Origin of the sequence: Streptomyces sp. NPDC127108 (assembly GCF_042677545.1) — a bacterium.
GTDB lineage: Bacteria > Actinomycetota > Actinomycetes > Streptomycetales > Streptomycetaceae > Streptomyces.
In genome coordinates, this window is sequence record NZ_JBHXTE010000007.1 from 145,395 (window position 1) to 160,913 (window position 15,519).

Annotated in this window: 20 protein-coding genes; 10 read left to right on the plus strand and 10 right to left on the minus strand. The window is 70.1% G+C overall.

Features of this window, described 5'->3' with window-relative positions:
- The first annotated feature begins 118 nt into the window (after window positions 1–118).
- Window positions 119–712: a YbhB/YbcL family Raf kinase inhibitor-like protein gene (locus ACFVHO_RS08180; RefSeq protein WP_385711426.1), complete on the plus strand. Its 594-nt coding sequence runs from the start codon at window positions 119–121 to the stop codon at window positions 710–712.
- On the opposite strand, the gene ACFVHO_RS08185 is transcribed toward ACFVHO_RS08180, so the two are convergent.
- Window positions 696–1,091, minus strand: a complete 396-nt coding sequence (locus tag ACFVHO_RS08185) for a DUF6463 family protein (protein WP_385711427.1) — start codon at window positions 1,089–1,091, stop codon at window positions 696–698. The two genes, ACFVHO_RS08180 and ACFVHO_RS08185, sit on opposite strands and share 17 nt — an antisense overlap.
- Before the next feature lie 151 nt (window positions 1,092–1,242).
- On the opposite strand from ACFVHO_RS08185, the gene ACFVHO_RS08190 reads away from it, so the two are divergent.
- Entirely contained in the window at window positions 1,243–1,875 is a 633-nt protein-coding gene (locus tag ACFVHO_RS08190; protein ID WP_385711429.1) for a TetR/AcrR family transcriptional regulator, read from the plus strand.
- A 34-nt stretch (window positions 1,876–1,909) separates the two neighbouring features.
- On the opposite strand, the gene ACFVHO_RS08195 is transcribed toward ACFVHO_RS08190, so the two are convergent.
- Together ACFVHO_RS08195 and ACFVHO_RS08200 are read right to left on the minus strand one after the other, a co-directional pair.
- Window positions 1,910–2,455, minus strand: a complete 546-nt coding sequence (locus tag ACFVHO_RS08195) for a TetR/AcrR family transcriptional regulator (RefSeq protein ID WP_385711544.1) — start codon at window positions 2,453–2,455, stop codon at window positions 1,910–1,912.
- A gap of 22 nt (window positions 2,456–2,477) precedes the next feature.
- Window positions 2,478–3,314, minus strand: a complete 837-nt coding sequence (locus ACFVHO_RS08200) for an alpha/beta fold hydrolase (RefSeq protein WP_385711431.1) — start codon at window positions 3,312–3,314, stop codon at window positions 2,478–2,480.
- 151 nt (window positions 3,315–3,465) lie between these two features.
- Here ACFVHO_RS08200 and ACFVHO_RS08205 point away from each other — a divergent pair, with 151 nt between their 5' ends.
- Window positions 3,466–4,227 (plus strand): class I SAM-dependent methyltransferase, encoded by a 762-nt coding sequence (locus ACFVHO_RS08205; RefSeq protein WP_385711546.1) that lies wholly within the window; start codon window positions 3,466–3,468, stop codon window positions 4,225–4,227.
- 82 nt (window positions 4,228–4,309) lie between these two features.
- Here ACFVHO_RS08205 and ACFVHO_RS08210 read toward each other — a convergent pair whose 3' ends face one another.
- Complete coding sequence (locus ACFVHO_RS08210; RefSeq protein ID WP_385711433.1) at window positions 4,310–5,380, minus strand: hypothetical protein; 1,071 nt, start codon at window positions 5,378–5,380, stop codon at window positions 4,310–4,312.
- Window positions 5,381–5,557: 177 nt separating this feature from the next.
- Window positions 5,558–6,427, minus strand: coding sequence for an alpha/beta fold hydrolase (locus tag ACFVHO_RS08215; protein ID WP_385711435.1), 870 nt, complete (start codon window positions 6,425–6,427; stop codon window positions 5,558–5,560).
- Window positions 6,428–6,563: 136 nt separating this feature from the next.
- Here ACFVHO_RS08215 and ACFVHO_RS08220 point away from each other — a divergent pair, with 136 nt between their 5' ends.
- The 5 genes from ACFVHO_RS08220 to ACFVHO_RS08240 all read left to right on the plus strand — a co-directional run bounded on the left by ACFVHO_RS08220 (window position 6,564) and on the right by ACFVHO_RS08240 (window position 8,787).
- Entirely contained in the window at window positions 6,564–7,088 is a 525-nt protein-coding gene (locus tag ACFVHO_RS08220; RefSeq protein ID WP_385711436.1) for an SDR family NAD(P)-dependent oxidoreductase, read from the plus strand.
- Complete coding sequence (locus tag ACFVHO_RS08225; RefSeq protein ID WP_385711548.1) at window positions 7,070–7,165, plus strand: hypothetical protein; 96 nt, start codon at window positions 7,070–7,072, stop codon at window positions 7,163–7,165. The genes ACFVHO_RS08220 and ACFVHO_RS08225 overlap by 19 nt, the downstream gene beginning before the upstream one ends.
- Before the next feature lie 10 nt (window positions 7,166–7,175).
- A complete protein-coding gene (locus ACFVHO_RS08230) occupies window positions 7,176–7,535 on the plus strand; it encodes a MerR family transcriptional regulator (protein ID WP_385711438.1) in 360 nt (119 codons plus the stop codon).
- A gap of 527 nt (window positions 7,536–8,062) precedes the next feature.
- On the plus strand, window positions 8,063–8,476 hold the full coding sequence (locus ACFVHO_RS08235; RefSeq protein WP_385711440.1) for a hypothetical protein: 414 nt from the start codon (window positions 8,063–8,065) through the stop codon (window positions 8,474–8,476).
- Window positions 8,477–8,478: 2 nt separating this feature from the next.
- Window positions 8,479–8,787 (plus strand): transcriptional regulator, encoded by a 309-nt coding sequence (locus ACFVHO_RS08240; protein ID WP_385711441.1) that lies wholly within the window; start codon window positions 8,479–8,481, stop codon window positions 8,785–8,787.
- An 80-nt stretch (window positions 8,788–8,867) separates the two neighbouring features.
- Here ACFVHO_RS08240 and ACFVHO_RS08245 read toward each other — a convergent pair whose 3' ends face one another.
- Window positions 8,868–9,404, minus strand: a complete 537-nt coding sequence (locus tag ACFVHO_RS08245) for a hypothetical protein (protein ID WP_385711443.1) — start codon at window positions 9,402–9,404, stop codon at window positions 8,868–8,870.
- A 507-nt stretch (window positions 9,405–9,911) separates the two neighbouring features.
- Here ACFVHO_RS08245 and ACFVHO_RS08250 point away from each other — a divergent pair.
- Window positions 9,912–10,796, plus strand: a complete 885-nt coding sequence (locus tag ACFVHO_RS08250) for a DUF2268 domain-containing protein (RefSeq protein WP_385711445.1) — start codon at window positions 9,912–9,914, stop codon at window positions 10,794–10,796.
- A gap of 508 nt (window positions 10,797–11,304) precedes the next feature.
- Here ACFVHO_RS08250 and ACFVHO_RS08255 read toward each other — a convergent pair.
- Together ACFVHO_RS08255 and ACFVHO_RS08260 are read right to left on the minus strand one after the other, a co-directional pair.
- A complete protein-coding gene (locus tag ACFVHO_RS08255) occupies window positions 11,305–12,270 on the minus strand; it encodes a pirin family protein (protein WP_385711446.1) in 966 nt (321 codons plus the stop codon).
- A 92-nt stretch (window positions 12,271–12,362) separates the two neighbouring features.
- Window positions 12,363–12,728 carry a PRC-barrel domain containing protein gene (locus ACFVHO_RS08260; RefSeq protein ID WP_385711448.1) on the minus strand — a complete coding sequence of 122 codons (366 nt, stop codon included), beginning with the start codon at window positions 12,726–12,728 and terminating at the stop codon, window positions 12,363–12,365.
- Between the two features lie 276 nt (window positions 12,729–13,004).
- Between ACFVHO_RS08260 and ACFVHO_RS08265 the strand changes: the two genes are divergently transcribed.
- Window positions 13,005–13,349 carry a tetratricopeptide repeat protein gene (locus ACFVHO_RS08265; protein ID WP_385711449.1) on the plus strand — a complete coding sequence of 115 codons (345 nt, stop codon included), beginning with the start codon at window positions 13,005–13,007 and terminating at the stop codon, window positions 13,347–13,349.
- Window positions 13,350–13,380: 31 nt separating this feature from the next.
- Here the strand turns inward: ACFVHO_RS08265 and ACFVHO_RS08270 are convergent, their stop codons facing one another.
- Both ACFVHO_RS08270 and ACFVHO_RS08275 read right to left on the minus strand, forming a co-directional pair.
- Entirely contained in the window at window positions 13,381–14,616 is a 1,236-nt protein-coding gene (locus ACFVHO_RS08270; protein WP_385711451.1) for an MFS transporter, read from the minus strand.
- A 125-nt stretch (window positions 14,617–14,741) separates the two neighbouring features.
- Window positions 14,742–15,404, minus strand: coding sequence for an ArsR/SmtB family transcription factor (locus ACFVHO_RS08275; RefSeq protein WP_385711453.1), 663 nt, complete (start codon window positions 15,402–15,404; stop codon window positions 14,742–14,744).
- Window positions 15,405–15,519 lie beyond the last annotated feature (115 nt).

Here is a 15,519-nt window from a genome sequence, read left to right on the forward strand (position 1 = left end):
TCAGATCGATGAGTGACATGACGTCAGAACCCGAGACGCATACGTTGGTTCCGCCCCACAAGTACCACTCTCGCGCCACGGACACCTAAGCGACCACAAGCATCCTCGGGAGCGTCCAGTGAGAAGTGCAAGAATCGCGCTTTGCGCTCTGCTCGTCACCGGGGCCGTCGGCCTCTCGCCCACCACCGCTTCGGCGAGCCAGTCGGCCCCGTCGGCGGCCCGGGGCGCGTTCGCCCTGTCCAGCACCGCGTTCGCCGACGGCGGCGTCATCCCCAAGGTCCACGAGTGCACCAGCGGCGGAGGAAGCGACCCCGCCAAGAGGAACGAATCCCCGCCCTTGGCCTGGTCGGGTGCTCCGACCGCCGCCAAGAGCTATGCGATCGTCATGCGCGATCTCGACAACGCCAGCCTCATCCACTGGGTCATCTACGACATCCCGGCGGCCACGACCTCGCTCCCCCAGAACGTCGACCATGAATACCGGCCCTCGACCCCGGCGGGAGCCAGGCAGGTCTACTACCGCGGCAGCGCGAGCCTCTACGGCTACCAGGGACCGTGCTCGCCCTCGACGGTGAACACCTACGAGTTCGTCGTCCACGCGCTCGACCGGGCATCGCTGACCAACCTGAACTCCAACTCGTCGACCCGGACCGCCGCCAGGGAGATCGTCGCGGCGACGGTCGGCTCGGCCAGGATCACTGGCGAGTCATAGCGTTCTCGCGGCGGGCGCTGCGGGCTCCCATCAGCAGCAGGACGCACGCGACCACGAAGAGCGGCCAGGGCGTGAACGGGAGGATGACGGCGTCGACGAGCGTCCAGGCCCCCAGCGTCCAGGCGATGAACGTCGGCGGGGTGATGCCGCGGCGGTCCAGCCACAGCACCGTCAGTCCGATGAGGGCGAGCGGTATGCCGAAGCTGTCCAGGCTCAGCCAGTACGCGCTGCCCGCCGGGCTCATGTCGGAGAGGTCCTCGTTCCACAGCCCGCCGCTGAACCAAGTCCCGGCGTGGCGCCCCGCTTTCTCCACCGTCAGGGCGCCGAGCGTATGCGCCGTTCCGCACAACGTGATGATCCAGCCAGCCCACTTGATCATCCGAGTTCTCCCGTCCTGTCGCGAAGCCGCGCGGTGCGGCTTCATCGCGGTCGTCTCTGCGCAGCCGGGCCAGAGACATCCGAAACCGCCATTCCGAAACCGGCGTTCCGATACCGCAGTTTCGATACTCTCGTTCCGTATAGTGCAGTCCATGGAAGCGAGAAGGCAACGGGGCGGACGCCCCCGGGACAGTCGCGTCGATCACAAAATCCTGGAGACCACGCGTGAACTGATCGGCGAAGTCGGCTACCCGGCCCTGACCGTCGACCAGGTCGCGACACGCGCCGGGGTGGGCAAGGCGGCGATCTACCGCCGCTACGCCTCGAAGGCCGAGATGGCGTTCGTCGCCACCATGCACGAGCAGCAGTTGCCCCCGCCGACCGGCACCGGCTCCTTGCACGGGGACCTGCTGGCGCTGGTCCGCACGTTTCACGTGCGCATGGCCGCCCCGGCGGCCCGGGAGCTGGCACCAGCCCTGATCAGCGAACTCGCCGTCAACCCCGAACTGGACACCCGGTTCAAGGACACCTTCCTGGCCACCGAACAGGCCGCCTTCGCCGACATCATCGAACAGGCCGTGGCCCGCGGCGAGTTGGCCGGACCCGTCGACCCCGCGATGGCCCACCTACTACTGCTCGGCTCCCTGGCGTCCGCCCTGTACGTCCTGAACCTGCCCGTCGACGACGCGATGGTCACCGACCTCGCCACCGCCGCCACGGCGGGGATCGCCGCCCTGGCCGACCGGCACCACGGCAGCCCCGGCGGAGCCGCCGAGCCGTCCTGACAGGGCCCTCAACGGACGCCGAGGACGGCTCGCACTAGCTCGGGCGGCAAAGTGCGCGCAGGCCCCGGTCGGCGAAGGCGATCAGCCACTCGAAGCTCTCGTCGATGTCGGCGCTCCACTGGAAGCCGTTCGCCACCTGCAAGGTGGCGAAGCCGTGGCAGAGACTGCGGAGCATGCGCAGGGCGTGGTCCACGTCGGCATCCGGGATCTCGTAGCCGCGCAGGACCGCCGTGAACGCGTCGAGCAGCCGCTGGCTCGCGGTGGCCATCGGATCGTCCGGTCCGTGCGGTTCCACGCCGATCGTCGCGGCGTACCGGCCGGGGTGTTCCAGGATGAAGGCGCGGAAGGCGCCCGCCGCGGCCGCCAGGGCGTCACGGCCCGCGCGCCCCTGGACCGCGCCGCCGACAGCGTCGGCGGCCTCGTTCAACGCCAGGGCCGCGATGCGCCGGTTGAGGTCTTTCTGGCCGCCCACGTGCTTGTACAAGGACGGGGTGCGCACGCCCACCCGCTCGGCCAGCAGGCCCATCGTCAGGTCGGCGAGACCCACTTCGTCGGCGAGGGCGGCACCGGCCGCGACCACCGCCGCCGCGTCCAGACCGGCCCTAGGCACGAGCGGCGTCCGACCGGAGGAAGCCGAGCACGAGCGAAACCACCTGGTCGGGGAACTGGTCATGCGGGTAGTGCCCGGCGCCCTCGATCATCTCGAGGCGACCGAGGCCGGTCGGCAGGGCATCGACGATCGCCGACCCCTCGGCGTGCGGGTCGGCCCAGTCGGGGTCGAGCGTGCCCATCACGACCAGGACCGGGCAGCGGACGTTGCCGAGTTGCGCGCCGGCGTCGGTCGGGGCACTGCGGCCCATGCTCTGCATGGCCTTCATCCGGCCCGGCTCCCGCAGGAGGGATTCGATGCGGCCGAGGCGCTCGGCCCAGTCGGCCGGCTTCACGCCGGGGTAGGCCACGTCGAGGTACGAACGCCAGAGCGGCAGGCTGCCGGACACGCCCGTGCCGAGCAGCCGCAGCATGCCCTGCCGGAATCGCTTCACCCGCAGGTCGCCGAGGCGGATCGACTGCTTGCGGGTGAACGGCGCCAACTCGACGACCCCGGTGATCAGCGAGGGCTCCCGCGCCGCGGCGATGGTGGCGGCGCCGCCGGAGATCGAGTGGCCGACGAGCACGGCCGGGCCACCGAGGTGGCGGATCACGGCGAGCAGGTCACCGGCGATGGCGGTGCGGCTCCAGGCCGGCCAGTCGACGCTGGACTCGCCGCAGCCACGCAGATCGACCGAGGCGACCCGATGGCCCGCAGCCACCAGCCGCGGGACCACGGCACGGTACGCGGCGCGACTGTCGCCGATGCCGTGCGCGAGGACGACCAGCGGGCCGGACCCCTCCACCTCGTAGGCGATCGTGCCGCCGTCGACTGCCAGGTACTCGCTCATGACACCCCTCGACCTCTGGCTAACCCTGTTAGCCAGAAGCTAATCTCATTAGCCAAACCTGTCAAGGCGCGGGGCGGGGCAGAGATCTCCGGGCGGCACTACCGTCAAGAGGGTGACGGGAACCCATGCCGACCAGCGGTGGTCCGAGTCCATGTCGGCCGCCTATGAGCAGTACCTCGTGCCGGTGGTCTTCCGGCCCTTCGCCGAGGACCTGACCGTGAGGGCGGCGGTACTGCGACCTCGACGGATCCTCGAACTGGCTGCGGGTACGGGTGTGTTGACGTCGCGTCTGCTCGCGGCGGCGCCGTCGGCCGCGCTGACGGCCACCGACCTCAACGAGGCCATGGTCGCTTTCGGGTCGTCCCGGGTCCCGGGCGCGTTGTGGCGGACGGCCGCCGCGCAGCGGCTGCCGTTCCCGGACGCAGACTTCGACCTGGTGGTCTGCCAGTTCGGCGTGATGTTCTTTCCCGACCGGGTCGCGGCCTACACCGAGATCCGGCGGGTGCTGGCCCCGGGCGGCCGGTTCTTGTTCAACACCTGGGGCCCGCTCGGCACGCACGGTTTCGAAGTCGCGCTGCAGGCGGGGCTGGAGCGGGCCCTTCCGGTCGACCCGCCCCGGTTCTTCCCGACGGTTCCGCACGGCTACGCCGACCCCGCTGTCGTCGTCGCCGACCTGACGGCCGCCGGGTTCGCCGTCGAGGAGGAGCAGGAGCTGACGCTTCAGGGCCGGGCCGCGTCGACCGCCGACCTCGCCACCGGGTACCTCACCGGGACACCGGTGCGCGCGGCCGTCGAAGAGCGCGGCGGCGGACCAGCCGTCCGGGCCACCGTCATCGACGAGATGACGTCCCGGCTGGGCCCGGGGCCGGTCACCGCCCCGATGACGGCGTACGTCTTCCGCGCCGCGGCCTGAACTCGCGCAACAGACTGCCGCACCGCTCCCCCGTGAGTGCGGGAGCGGAGCGGCATCCGCAGAGCGCGGCAAGCAGGGACGATCAGGAGAAGCGACGGACGAACACGTCCGACTTGCCGTTGGTGTCACCGGGCACGATGTCGTCGGCCTTGGACTCGAAGACCACGTCGCGCCCACCGGCGCTGACCGCGTCGACCTCGGCCGAGGCGGGCCGGTTCGAGACGACCTGGTCGGTGCCCGCGCGCAGGTCGCGCAGGACGAGCGTCGGTCCGGTCGTGTCGTTCGGGGCGTACAGCAGATGGTTGCCGGTGGGATCGATGGCCAGGCCCTTGACGTCCGGCACTCGTTGGGCGGTGCCCGTGCTCACGTCGTGGACGTAGGTGTCGGAGCCCGAGAGGTAGACGACCTTGCTGCCGTCCTCGCTGATCTGGACGATCGTCGCCTCCTTCGCCGGGCCCTCGATCGGGTCGGAGGTGGAGCCGTGGTCCCGGTCCCACACGAAGACGTCCTTGGCCTTGCCGTCCTGGTAGGCGACGAAGCGGCCGTCACCGGTGATGGACGGCCGGGACGGCGCGGTGTGGTCGAACCAGGCCAGTTCCTGCTTGGTGTTGGCGTGCCAGTCCCATACGTCGATGCGCTGGCTGGACGACGGTCGGCCGATGGTGGCCACGTTGGCGACGTAACGGCCGTCCCCGCTCAGCGACGGCTGACTGCAGTTGAGAGCGTCGCAGTTGAGGCCGATCGAACTGCCCGCGGTCCACTGGGCCAGCTTGACCTTGGTATCCCTGAACAACAGCACCCAGTAGGCGGCGTACTCCCCGTCACCGCTGATCACCGGAGAGCTGATCGGGTAGCTGCCCACCTGCTTGAGCTGCCCCGACGGCTCGTCACGCAGGTACACCCTCTCGCCTCCCGCAGTGTTGCCGGGCGTGGCGTTCTTCGCCGACGACGAGAAGACGACGCGGCGGCCGTCGGTCGTGATCGCACCACCGGTGGAATCGCCGTCGAGCTGAGTGCCGTCGGCCGCGACACTGAGCCGCTCGACACCGGCTCCGCTGTCACGCGCGACGCCCGCGGGCTCGGCCGCCGCGACTCCGGGCAGCACCGCGGCGACCGCACACACCACGGCCGCCGCGCCTAACGCACCCCGCACGCGTCTGTTGGTGCTCCGGTCTGTGTTTCCCCTCATGTTCCCCCCAGTCAGGAAGTGGTCTCGCTCCTGGCCCCCCACCGGAGGGCCCCAAGCATGCAACCGCGACGGTGCTGGGGGGTCAATGCGTCAGATGACATGTGAGAGGTGTCGTTTCGGTCATACGGGTCGGCGGTTCGCTTACGAGGCGCCGTCGAGGACCTGGCGCAGTCGGTGCGCGAACTCGTCCGGCTTCCCCGGATATCCGAACTCTCCGTCGAGGAACCCGCCGTGATGACTCGGGAACACGGTGACCGACTGCCCGAGCAGCTCCGCGGTCGCGACGGAGGTGCGTCCGGTCTGCACGTTCTCGGACTCCTCGCCCACAGCGATCACGATGCGGGTCGGCGCGGCGGCGATAGCTTCCACGTCCGGCCGATAGCTGCTGACCGCCCATGACCGGTCGGACAGGAGCGGATCGTCACGCGAGCCGTCGTCCTCCGTGGGCATCCCGAACGCGGCGGGGTCGGCCTCTGGCTGTGCGAAGTACGCCTCGGTGAACTCTCCCTCCCACGAGGTCATGGCCACGAACGCCGCCATCCCGGCCCCCCATCCCCGCTTCTCGTAGGCCTCCCGGACCGCAGCCCGCGCCCGCACGGCAGCCGGGCCGTCCGGAGTGAGGGTGATGAGCGGCGGCTCGTGCGCGACCAGAGTGGTCACGTCTGCGGGATACCTCGCCACGACCGCGAGCGCGGTGACCGCACCGCCACTGCTGGCGAACATCTCGACCGGCCCGGCCCCGAGCGCCTCGATGACGGCGTGCACGTCGTCGGCCTGAATCTGCGGCGTGTGTTCGACCCGCCCGTCCTTCCGGGTGCTGCGCCCGAGCCCGCGCGGGTCATAGGTGACCACGGTCCGCTCGGGGAAGCGCGCCGCGAGCGCGACGAAGCCGGAGGCGTCCATGGGCTGCCCGATCATGAGCAACGGCGGGCGCCCGTCTGTGGTGGGCAGCGGCCCACGAACGTCATAGACGAGGTCCGCGCCGGCTGTCTCAAGTGTGTGAGTGTCCATACGTGTGGAGACCGGCCCCGTCCCGGAAACTCATCGGCGCGTACTTCTGCCGCCTCAGTGGCTGCCGGTGTCGCGTCCCTGGCCCTGCCCCTTGACCTTGACCTTGACGCCAGGGGCAAGGTTTAGCGTCTCGCACATGGAGGAGACAACCACCCTGCACGGCCGGGCAGTACTGATCACCGGAGGGGGAACCGGGATCGGTCGTGCGGCCGCACGACACTTCGCCGCCGAGGGGGCCGACGTTCTCATCGTCGGCCGGACGGGCGAACGCTTGACACAGACAGCCGGAGAGAACCCGCGCATCCGAACGTTCGTGGCCGATGTCGCCGACCCCGACGCCCCCGCCGACATCGTCGCCGCCGCGGTGGAGGCGTTCGGCCGCATCGATGTCCTCGTCAACAACGCAGCGATCACTCGCCCCGCTCCACTCCGTGCGATCGACCGGAAGGTCGCGGAGAAACAGCTCGCGACGAACCTTCTGGCCCCAGTGCTCCTCACGCAGCACGCCCTGCCCCACCTGGAGGGCAGTGGCACCATCGTCAACATCACGTCCAAGCCGGGTTCGCGGACGAGTAGATCGCCGTGGCGGGCCAGGAGTTTCGGGACCGCATTCCCCTCGGGCGCATCGCTCAGCCCAAGGAGATCGCCTGGTGGATCGTGAACGCGACCCGCCCCGAGGCCGGATACCTCACCGGTACGGTCATCCGTGTCGACGGAGGCTTGAGCGCGGCCGGGTGAAGAGGAAACGATGCTGATCGGAGAACTGGCGAACGAGGCCGGCACCACCAGCCGAGCGCTGCGGTACTACGAACAGCAGGGCCTGCTCACCCCCCGGCGAGGGCCGAACGGATACCGCGACTATGACGAGACAGCCGTCGGCCAGGTGGCCAACATCAGACTGCTGCTCTCGATCGGGCTCACCGCCGACGACGTCCGCACCCTGCTCCCCTGCCTCGACGAGGACATCACCGCCGGTCCCGTCTGCCCCGCGAGCGCACGGGTCATCACGCGGCGACTCACCGACGTCGAGGAGAAGATCGCCTCACTGAACACCGTCCGAACACGCCTCACCGAAGTACTGGCGCTGGCCCAAGATCTGCCGCGTTGACCCGCACACGTCGCCGCCAGCAGCGCCCCGTCGTACCGGTTCACCTCACCGAACCGCGCCCCCGTCATCCAATCGGCACGCGGCTGTTCCATGTCCTCCTGGGCTCGATCTCCAAGTGTTGCAGGACGGCAGTGCTCGTGGCGCAGAGCTCTCAGATGATCACCGTCCACGGAATTCGCGCCAGGATCCACTGGTGAATGCCCTGGCGAGCCGGAGGCACTGCTCGCGGCGCTCGGGCCGCCGCTCCAGATCGTGCCGATGACACGCGACGCAGCCACAGCGCGCGCGTGGCTGCAGCCCAATGGGCCGAGCGAATCTCCAGCGCGTGGTGCTGGGAGTACCCACGGTGCCAGCGCCCGCTCCAGGCCGTCCTGCCGGAAGCGGGCGGAGGGCCGGGCCAGGCCACTTCCTCGTCCTGCCAAGGCGGCGTGTCAGAGCAAAGTCGGAGGTCACCATCTAGTTGCCATTTTGGAAACTAGATGCAAGTCTTGCAACTGAAAGGAAGCGTTCCGCAGGAGGGATCAGTCTTGGAGCGAGAGCTTGATGCAGCCGGCCAACTGGGGGCCATCGATGGAGCCCCCAGACTCAACAAGCCTGCCGGAGCCGGTGAGCGCGTCCTGGGGGTGGCCTCCGCCGCCGTCTTGCTGTCCGGACTGACCGTCGCCAGCACGCACAGCACCCCAACCGCGCTGGGCGTCCTGACTCTCCTGGCGGCCGTGGCCCTGATGATGGGGTGGTACTGGTTCCATCTGAGCGCCACACGCCGCAGGCCCCACACCAAGGCGGAGAACGCGACGCTGGTCTTCGCCACCGTGATGCTCGGCGCCCCGGGGTCCAAGATTCTCTGGGACAGCCCCGCGCCGCTGGCCGCGGCAGTGACCGCGGCGGCACTGCCCAGCGCTGGCTTCTTGGTCTACCTCGTGCTGCGGTGGAGGCGCTGAGCATGGCGAGCGAGCACCCACGCACGCGCCTCGTGACGGTGATGCACTCCCCCGTCCGCTTGGCGATTCTCGGCACTCTGCGCCATGTTCAGCAGGTGACCTTCGCCGACCTGCGCGAGGCGCTGGACCTGTCTGCCGCCGAGTTGTCGCGGCAGCTGGGCATCCTGGAGAAGGATGAGCTGGTGGAGATCGCAAAGCTGCGCGAGCGGCGCCGGCCGGTGACACAGGTCCGGCTCTCGGAGTCCGGTCGCGAGCGATTCGAGGAATACCTCGCGCATCTTCGCCTGGTCGTGCAAAGCGACGTTCCCTGAAAGCCGGGTGGATTGGCTGCTTGTGCCCATCCACCCGGCTTCCGCGCGGTTACGCCACTACGCCCGCGGCCAATTAGAGGCTAGCTCCACGGCATCGCGCACCAGACGGCATAGCCGCCCAGCGCGGACGCGAGGCCGACGACGCCGCCCTTCACACCAATCTTGATTCCCCGCTTGGCGGCTTCCTTGGTGATCAGCTTGGCCGCCTGCTTCCAGTGCTTACCCTTGATGGCATTAACGATGGCGGTGCTGGAGCCTATGAGGCCACCTAGACCAACGCCCTTGAGGACGCAGGAGGCATAGCTGCGCTTGACGCGCTTGGACTCCGACTTGTCCAGGCCCGCGAACTCATCAGCCAGGGCGTCGGCGAGGTCCGCGCCGTACTCGGCACGGGTCTTCTCGTAGTCGAACCTGCCCTGGCCGTCGTAGATCTTGCCGTCGAATATCGCCTCGAGATAGCCAGCGAGTTCGTCGAGCTGCTGCTCCGTGACGCCATCCGTGGATACGGCGGCTGTTGGGCGGGCATCCTGAGGAGCAACGGCACTGGCGACGCCGATACCGGAAACACCGACGGCAGCGGCACAGACAGTGGAGACGAAAGCGGTCCGAAGACGCATACACTTCCCTTTGCGTGATAGCGCGCAGGGGTGGAGCCCGATCGCGCCTCCACAACTGCTCAATACAGCATGGCTGTCTGACGGCGCGACGTATTGACCGCCCGAGCACCCGGTCCGGAGAAGTCGCGCACAGGACGACGCGGCATGCCGCAACCACGGTCCGCCCACTCCGAGTCGGCCTCGGACGCCAGCTGTGGCATCGGGCGTGAGCGCCTGGCGGTCGCCATACGGCCGCCGTTCCACGCCACCGTCGCGCAGACCCGGGTGTCGCAGCAATCCAGGTGAGGCAGAACGACAGCAAGTGCTGCAGACAGCTGCGGGGGCGTTCCCCACGGCGTCGACCGGGACCACGTAGACGCCGGAAGGCGGCTGGGGCACGGCTGCTCGTCGCCTCACTCGTGTTGGGGTGTGACCAAGTGGAGTGAGTGGGGGCGCGGCAGGAGTGCGCGCGGCCGAGGGCCTTCTGGCTTGCTCCTCACGTAGCGTGAGGTCCTACGGTCCCAGGCTATGAAGATCATTGTTCATGACACGGCCTCCTCCATGCTCGATCTCCTGCGGCGCCCGCTGGATGAGCGGCCTGACGCTCTGCGGGACATGCTCAGCCCTCTGCACGTCGTGATGTCGCAGGTGGGCGTGGACGTGGTCCAGATGCACCAGATGGGCAGCGGCTTCCGGATCGACGTTGAGGACCCGCGCTACCTGACGGCCCTGCGCCGGATGCGGGACGCGGGGGTGTGGGGTCAGATCGAGGACTGCCTCGCTGCGGCATGGGAGCGGCTGCGCGGCGCGGTGCCCGGAGCCGAGCACGCCGAGACCGTGCATGTCGTCCTGGTGCTCGGCGACCCCGATGACGACCTGCTGACGGTCCGCAACGCCGGCTACCTCGGCATGGGCGGCATCCCCGGGGCCATCCAGCTGACGATGTGGCCCACCGAGACCAGCTTGGCGAAGATCGGGTACGTCGCCGCTCACGAGCTCCACCACAACGTGCGCTATGCCAACGTGGTCTGGAACCCGATGACGGTCACGGTCGGCGAACAGGTCGTGGCCGAGGGGCTGGCCGAGGCGTTCGTACGCGAACTGGCCGGCGAGTCGGCCATGGGCCCCTGGGCGACGGCGCTGTCCGGCCCGGAACTGGACGACGTCTGCGAGAAGGTCGCGGCGGGCATCGACGTGGCCGGAATGCAGAACCTGCCCGCCTATGTGTACGGCGACGCCACCGCGCGGCACATGGGGCTCCAGCCCGTCGGACTGCCCGACTTCGCCGGATACGCGGCCGGCCTTCGGATCGTGGACGCCCACCTGGCGGCTTCCGGCCTGACCGCCGCCCAGAGCACGGCGCTGCCCGCGCGTGACATCCTCGCGAACGCAGGCATATCGAGCAACGCGTGACTCGCGACGCTCTTCGCTGTCACCCACAGCCCGACGCCCGGCCGCGGGCCGGCCGTCGGGCTGGCGAGGTCCAGTGAGCAGGTCTGAGGCCACATCCGAGTGCCGGGTGGCCCATCCCAACGAACGCCGTCAGCGTCACAGGCCACTCACCATCACCGGACCAGGTGCGGACCAACTCGGCCTCGCACCCTGCGATGCCGCCCTGTGCCGCTGGCCAGAAGCGCCACGTCCCAGTCAGCATCAAGCACAGCACTGCTCTCGTCTGCACACCGTCCGCATGCCCACGACCAGCCGGGCCAGGCTCGAAACAGAACCTGGCGCACCATCAGCGAAGTCAGCATGAGTCCGACCAAAGCCGACCGCACCCGTCCACAGACTGGAATCACGCGCGACGCCACCAAAGTCACCGGCGGGCGAGCGGAGACAGTCCGTCCAGGGGTTCGGCACCCGCCCCATCGGTCGCCCTCACTCACCACCCCGATCCGTCACCCACCCACATTCGCCCAGCTCAACGCACCCGCCCTCGCGGCTTAAGCGGCACCGCGGGCAACGTAGGCGCAGCCAACGGCCCCCCGTCATACCCCTTCACCTCACCGAACCTCGACCCCGACATCCAGTCCTCCCGCGCCTGCTCGATCTCCTCCTGCGTGCGCCCGATGAAGTTCCACCACATGATCAGCTCCTCCTCGAACGGCTCGCCGCCGAGGAGCATGAGGCTGGCGTCGGAGTCGGCGCGCAGGGGGAGTTCGGTGCGGCCACAGCCGAGGTACAGCATGGAGCCGGGGAGTACGGGGACTCCGTCCACGTGGGCCTCGCCGGCCATGGACAGGACGGCGTACTCGAAGTCGGGCTCCAAGGGAAGGCGTACGTCCGTTCCCTGCGTGAGGGTGAGGTCCGCGCCGACGATCGGCGTGTACGTCGTACCGGGTGACTGAGCACCGTCGAGCGTGCCCAGGAGCAGCTTCGCGCTGACGCCGGGCGCGGTGACGACCGGCAGGTCGGCGTGGTGCTCGAAGTGCGCCTCGGTGTGGCGGTGGGCGTCCGGCAGGGCGACCCACAGCTGTGCGCCGTGCAGCAGCCGGGCGTGCGACTTGGGGCTCTCCTCGGAGTGGGAGATCGCCTTGCCCGACGTCATGAGGCCCAGTTCGCGGGGGCGGATCGTCTGCAGGCTGCCGGTGCTGTCCCGGTGCAGGACCTCGCCCTCGTGCAGCCAGCTCACCGTCTGCAGGCCCATGTGCGGGTGCGGCGGCACCTGCATGCCGGGCTCGTCGGCGATGTCGTCGGGGCCGTAGTGATCGACGAAGCACCAGGCGCCGACCATCCTGCGGCCCAGGTTCGGAAGCAGTCGTCGTACCTCGGTCGCCTCGCCGAGCTTCACGTGCCGTGGGCTGAGGAGTTCCCGCACCGGTTCCGCGACGACGAACCCTCGGCCGCCGCACAACGCGGGCACCGCCTCGCGATCAAGATTGCTCATAGGGCACAACTTAGCCCCGAGCACCGGGAGCGGACAGGCCAACTCCCCGACCCGGGCCCGACCGGCGCCGCCACCGCGCGGCGGCGCCGGTGTCAGAGCTCCGAGCCTCTGTCCAGCGTGGCGTAGTACGCGCCCACCTCGTTGAGGTACGCGGGATCCGTGGTCTGGCTGTCGGTGGTGAACTGCGGCGCGTCCTTCACCTGATCCTTGGAGTGCCCGACCGTCACCGTCCCGGCCTCGCGGTCGATCCGCGTGACGGCTCCGGCCGGGATCAGCACGCTCTTGCCGAACACCCACACTCCGGTGTCCACGACCAGGTGCTGGCGGCCCGGCTGGTCCACGTGCCGGTCCACCTGGCCGATGACACCGTCGGTCGCCTCGACCGTGAATCCCGTCATGGGCTCCTGCCCCACCCCGTGGTGGCCGCTGCCGGGCGGGTAGGCCCAGATGTCCTTCACCGCATGTGCTCCCTCTACTCGGGCGGCCGGCCGCCGCTTGCGCCACGTCCGCTGTTGCCGCTGGTTCCGTCACGTGTCGCCGGTCGCGGCACGTCCACGGATGTCGCTGTGCGACGGGGTGCTGAGAGTCGGCCCATTGTCCACCCCGTCGCCTCCTCCTGAGCCGGTTCTTCGCCGAGACACCCGCTACATCCGATATCCCGTCCCGCGCCGCCCATGCCAGTCGTGGAATATTCAACTTTCTGGCGCCGTTATGGGCGGTCAAGGAGGCACACAGTGGAGTTCACCTACTTCGACCACGGCACCGCCGCCGAGCGCTGGGAGCGCGCGGGCCAGTTCTTCGACGCCAAGGAGTACACGACGGCGGCCCGCATCCTGGCCCCGCTCGCCGACGAGGTCCCCGAGCAGGTCGCCCCGCGCCTGCTGCTCGCGCGCGCCTACTACCACTCGGCCCAGCTCCGCCGCGCCGAGACCGAACTGCGCACGGTCCTCGACCTCGACCCCGTCGAGCAGTACGCCCGCCTGATGCTGGGCCGCACCCTGGAACGCCAGGGCCGGGACGCCGAGGCGGCGCCGCACCTGCGGATGGCGGCGGCACTGGCGGGCGAGTTCGCCGCCTAGGGTGCGGGGCGCCCTCACCATCAGGCGCCCCTCAGCCTCGCGCTCCCCTGAGCGCGGGCGACAGGCCGATCACTGCGGCGGCCAGGCACACCACGCCGCACGCGGCGAAGAACGCGCCGGTTCCCCATGCGGCAGCGGTCAGACCGACCAGGGGGAAGAGCAGCGGACCGAGCCCCAGGGTGCACAGGGTCGTCACGGAGGTGACGCGCCCCATGTACCGGGGCTCGGTCTCCTCTTGGAGCAGGGCGTTGCCGAGCACCATCGCCACGCCCGAGGCCGCGCCGAGAAGCGCCGCGCACGCCACGGCGGCTTCAGCGTCCGGGAGGCGGCCGAGCGTAGTGACCAGGGCGGCGGTGAGGGTGAGCGAGACGACCAGCGTGCCGTGGGCACGGGGTACGCGCGGGATCACGGTGAGCGCCACGCCGGTCGCCGCACCGCCCAGGCTGAAGGCCGACAGGATCCAGCCGAGCGCCGACGCGCCCCACTCACGTTCGTCGGCGAGCAGGACGAGTCCGGCGGCTGTCGGACCGCTGAAGCACATCTCGCCGAGGGCGACGAGGAGGACGAGGCGGCTGAGGCGGGGCCTGTCTCGGAGGTGACGCAGGCCGGCGCGCAGGTCCTGCCACGGGGATGCAGCGGGGCGGTCGCGGGGCTCCCACGCCGAGTGCTCCGTCTCAGTCCGTTCAGGCTCCCGCGCCCGCGCCAGGTGTTCCGCTTCCGCCGGTCCAGGCACCCGCACCGCCGCCAGCAGCCACACCGACACCACGAACAGCAGCCCCACGGCCCCGAACCCGGCCGCCGCTCCCCCACCCGCCAGCACCGCGGCGGCCACCAGCGGCCCGACCGCGTTGCCGAGCCGGACCGCGAGCGTGCGCATGCCCTGCACCCGTGCGAGCTGTCCCGCCGACGTCAGCCGGGGCGGCAGCGCGCCGACCGCGGGCATGAACACGGCGTCGACCGCGCCGAAGACCACCGCGAGGGCGAGGAGCGGCCAGAGTCCCGGTCTCCCTGTGTACGTCAGGGCCGCTGCGCCCAGCACGGCCACGCACCGTACGACGTCACTGCCGATCAGAACCCGGCGCGGCCCGGCCCGGTCGGCGAGCACACCGCCAGCGAGCATGAGGACAGCTCGCGGCACCGCCCCGGCCGCGAGGACGACACCGGCCTGCGCGGGGCCCGCCGCGCGGGTCGCCGCCCACGTCAGGACCGTGAAGTAGACGACGTCTCCGGTCACCGACGCCGCGTACGCGCACAACCAGCGCAGCACGTTGGCATCCCGCAGGGCGGAGGGCTTCGCCCGATCGCAGTCCTCCGCCCGCCGAGAGCACGCCACCGGCTCAGGGGGCACCAGCTGCGCAGGGCGCTTTGCGGGTGGGCGGGCACGCCGCACCCTCACCCCTCGCGCCCGCCCGCGTCCATCGCCGCATCACGATGCTTCGCTCCCACCGGAGCATCGCCCTCCTCGCCCCCGGCGAGTGGAAACGCCTGGAGGCGCACCGATACGTCGGCGGCGCCGGGCGCCTCGCTCGGGCGTGTGCGATAGCGCTCGATGACCGCCACCAACTCCCCCTTCATGGCGTCGAGTTCATCCGGCGCGACCCGCACCGTGTAGTCACCGAACATGGCTGCGGCGAACCACTCGTCGGGTAGGGCCGGGACGACCTCGTCGGCGGCGCGGCGCAGGGACTCGGCGTAGGCGAGAACCACGGAACGTACGTACGCGCGGCTGTCCGCCGCATCCTCCGGCCTCGTGGCTCCAGGGTCATGGAACGACGTGCGGTGCCGGGCACGCCACCACCGGTCCCGCTTCGTTCCCCGCTCTGCTTCCTCCTCGATGAGTCCGCCCGCCGCGAGCCGCCGCAGGTGATAGCTGGCCGCGCCCGAGTCGAGGTCGAAGTGGGTGGCCAACTGCCGTACGGTCGCCGGTCCCTGCTGACGGAGCCTGTCGAGGAGGGCGAGGCGGGTGGGGTGGGCGAGGACACGTAGCGCCGCGCGATCGAGCGTGGCGTCCTGGAGAGGATCGGGGCGCAGCGGCTCCGGCGAGGGTTCTGTCATGAACTCAGCGTAGGTTGCGAAGAGTTGTTGGCGAAGGGGTCTTCGCGCACAACTCTTCTAAGACACCTCACCCCCGCGCCGGGGTCACCGTGGCGTGGGGCTGCGCGCGGGAGGC